Source organism: Cellulomonas septica (genome assembly GCF_012396155.1).
Lineage (GTDB): Bacteria > Actinomycetota > Actinomycetes > Actinomycetales > Cellulomonadaceae > Cellulomonas > Cellulomonas septica.
Map to the genome: position 1 here is coordinate 1 of NZ_JAAXOY010000455.1, position 3,013 is coordinate 3,013.

Annotated in this window: 4 protein-coding genes; 2 read left to right on the forward strand and 2 right to left on the reverse strand. The window is 75.4% G+C overall.

The genetic code is table 11. The features are described from left to right. Nucleotides 1–420, forward strand: a 420-nt coding sequence (locus HGA02_RS14940) for a VOC family protein (protein ID WP_281357191.1), incomplete at its 5' end; no start/stop codon positions are given. A gap of 86 nt (nucleotides 421–506) precedes the next feature. Here HGA02_RS14940 and HGA02_RS14945 read toward each other — a convergent pair. Both HGA02_RS14945 and HGA02_RS14950 read right to left on the reverse strand, forming a co-directional pair. Beyond that, the gene (locus tag HGA02_RS14945; RefSeq protein ID WP_168679805.1) at nucleotides 507–1,070 is read right to left on the reverse strand and encodes a YqgE/AlgH family protein; all 564 of its coding nucleotides are present in this window, start codon (nucleotides 1,068–1,070) and stop codon (nucleotides 507–509) included. A gap of 96 nt (nucleotides 1,071–1,166) precedes the next feature. Next, nucleotides 1,167–1,922, reverse strand: a complete 756-nt coding sequence (locus HGA02_RS14950) for a class I SAM-dependent DNA methyltransferase (RefSeq protein WP_210728620.1) — start codon at nucleotides 1,920–1,922, stop codon at nucleotides 1,167–1,169. Between the two features lie 104 nt (nucleotides 1,923–2,026). On the opposite strand from HGA02_RS14950, the gene HGA02_RS14955 reads away from it, so the two are divergent. Next, a partial coding sequence (locus HGA02_RS14955; protein ID WP_168679807.1) for an MFS transporter occupies nucleotides 2,027–3,013 on the forward strand: 987 nt, incomplete at its 3' end.

Below are 3,013 nucleotides of genomic sequence, written 5' to 3' on the forward strand. Positions count from 1 at the left end.
CCCGCGCTAGCGTCGGCAGCCCGCCCGCTGGAGGATGCCGTGCACCGCAGCCGCGTCTCGACCCTGCTCGTCGACGTCCCGACCGACGAGGCCCCGCGCGCCGCCGCGTTCTGGTCGGCGGCCCTCGGCGTCGAGGCGCGTCCGGTCCCGGGCGAGGAGCAGTTCGTCAGCCTCCCCGGCGGCGTCCACGGGCTGGTCACGGCCGTGCAGGCCGTCGACGACGCGCCGCGCTACCACCTCGACATCGAGACGGACGACGTCGCCGCGGAGACCGCGCGGCTCCTCGCGCTCGGCGCCGTCGAGGTCGGCGGCTGGCTCGAGTGCCGGACGCTGCGCGTGCCCGGCGGGCAGCTCGTCTGCGTCATCCCGCTGCACAGCGACCCCGACGAGTTCGCCGCCCGGGCGCGCACCTGGGAGTGACGGGCCGGCGCTCGGCCCGTCGTCGGCCCAGCGAGCCGGCTCGACGGACGCGCATCCCGACCGGGTCAGGTCGACGACGAGGCCGGTCAGTTGAGCGACGCGTCCTCGGCAAACGTCGACACGATCGCGAGGTCGCCGCCCTGCCGCCGCAGCACACGCCGCCACAGCGTCGACGGGTCGGCGGTGACGGCGTCGTCGGGCTCCGCGGGCAGCACGTACCAGGATCCCTCCTCGAGCTCCCCCTCGAGCTGTCCGGCGCCCCAGCCGGAGTGGCCCGCGAACACGCGCACGCCCGTCACGAGGCCTGCGAGCGCCTCGGGGTCGGAGTCGAGGTCGACCAGGCTGAACGGCCCGACGAGCCGGTCGACGGTCGTCGGCAGGCGCGCGCCCGGCGGCGCGGTGACCACGCCGATCGCGCCGTCGAGCCCGACCGGTCCGCCCTGGAAGAGGGTCGCGGGCAGGCTCACGTGGTCCTGCCACGCGGGGAGCACGACGTCGACGTCGACCGGCACCGGCCGGTTGAGGACGACGCCGAACGCGCCCTCGTCGCCGTGGTCCAGGACCAGCACGACGGCGCGGTGGAAGTGGGGGTCGAGCAGCCGGTTCTTCGCGACCAGCAGCCGGCCGCTGAGCGCCGGGTCGTCCGTCACCGTCCCATCATCCGCGACGCCTGCCGGACCCGCAGCGGGCCGGACGAGGCCCGTGCCGGGTGACGTGCGCGGTCGCCCGCACGGCGACGGACGGCGTCAGGGACGGCGGTAGACGGAGACGTGCGACGTCGACGACTCGTCGAACGTCGCACCCTCCCAGTCCGCCCACCGCGACTCGAGCTCGAGCCCGGCGAGCCGCGCCATGAGGTCGAGCTCCGCGGGCCAGACGTACCGGTGCGGGCTGCGACCCAGGCGGACGCCCTCCTCGCCGCCGAACCGCACGTGGTGCGAGACGACGAGCTGCCGCACGACGTCCACGGTGTCGACGCCGACGTACCCGGGCTCGACGGCGAACACCGTCGCGTGCTGCCCGGGCGGGAGGATCCGCAGCTGCGGCACCCACAGCTCGACGACGAACCGGCCGCCCGGCTCGAGGTGCGCGGCCGCGTTGCGGAAGCACTCGACCTGCGCTTCCTGGTCGAGCAGGTTCGAGATCGTGTTGAAGACGAGGTAGACGAGCCGGAACTCGCCGTCGACGCGCGTCGTCGCCATGTCGCCGTGCACGACGGGCAGCGTCCGCTCGTCGACCTTCTCGCGCAGCCGGGCGATCATGGCCCGGGACAGCTCGAGGCCCGTGACCGGCACCCCGCGCCCGGCCAGCGGGATCGCGACGCGGCCCGTGCCGACGGCGAGCTCGAGCACGCGCCCGCCACCGGCTAGCGCGGCGAGACGGTCGACCGTCGGCCCGAGCACCTCGGGCGCGAACATCCCCTCGCCGGGCGTGTCGTAGCGGGCGGCGACGTCGGCGTCCCACAGCTCGTCCTGCGTCAGGTCGAAGATCGAGCGCTCCATGACGGCCAACCTCGCACGGCCCACCCGGCGCCGCGCACACCTTTCCCTGCCGCGATGCGGTATTCGGGCGGACCTCGGCGGACCGCGGTGGAAGGATCCGCCGGGTGACGAGCACGGACAGCACCCCCGACACCGCCCTCGGACCGGCCCCCGCGAAGACGGCGTCCGTGCGCGCGGGCCTCGACCGGACGCGCACCGCCTTCTCGTCGCTGCAGGACCGGCGCTACCGGTGGTGGTTCTCCGGTCAGGTGCTGTCGTCGTCGGGGCACGTCACGCAGGCCGCGGGACTGGCGTGGCTCGTGCTCGACCTCTCCGGCCGCGCGGTCGCCCTCGGGCTCGTCACGACGGCGGCGATGCTGCCGATCCTGGTGGGCGCCGCGCCCGCGGGCACCCTGGTCGACCGGTTCGACCGGCGCCGCCTGCTGCTCGTCACGCAGGTGCTGCTCCTGTCCCTCGGGGCGCTGCTCGCGGTGCTCACCGCGACGGGCCGCGTCACGGTGCCGGTCGTCCTCGCGATCGCCTTCACCTCCGGGCTGGTCGCGGCCGTCGACGGTCCGGCGCGACAGGTGTTCGTGCTCGACCTCGTCGGCCCCGAGCGGCTCGCGAGCGCCGTGAGCCTCTACGAGGTCGTCATGAACGCGGCGCGCGTCATCGGACCGTCCGTGGGCGGCGTGCTGCTGGCGCTGGTCGGTCCCGCCGCCTGCTTCGCGTTCAACGCGGCCACGTACCTGCTGCCGCTCGGCGTCCTGCTCGCCCTGCGCGGGCTGCGTGCCCGGACCGCGGTGCACACCGGTGAGCGACCCGCCACGGGGTTCCGTGCCGGCGTCGCGTACGCCTTCGGGCAGCCCGTGATCCGCGCGTGCGTGCTGCTGGCCGCGGCCAGCACGATGATCTTCAACCAGGGCGTCATGGTGCCGGTCCTGGCGACCGACGCGCTCGGCCTGCCGCCGCAGGGATTCGGTGCGCTGATGGCCGCGTTCGGGCTGGGGGCGCTGCCCGGTGCCATCGCGGCGGCGGGCGGTGGCGCCCCGACGGGGCGGCGGGTCGCCGTGCTGGCGTTCGCCACCGGGTTCGCGATCCTGCCCGTCGGG

Excerpts from the sequence above, each read along its gene's own strand:
- HGA02_RS14950 (WP_210728620.1), bottom strand. The coding sequence starts at position 1,922 with ATGGAGCGCTCGATCTTCGACCTGACGCAGGACGAGCTGTGGGACGCC.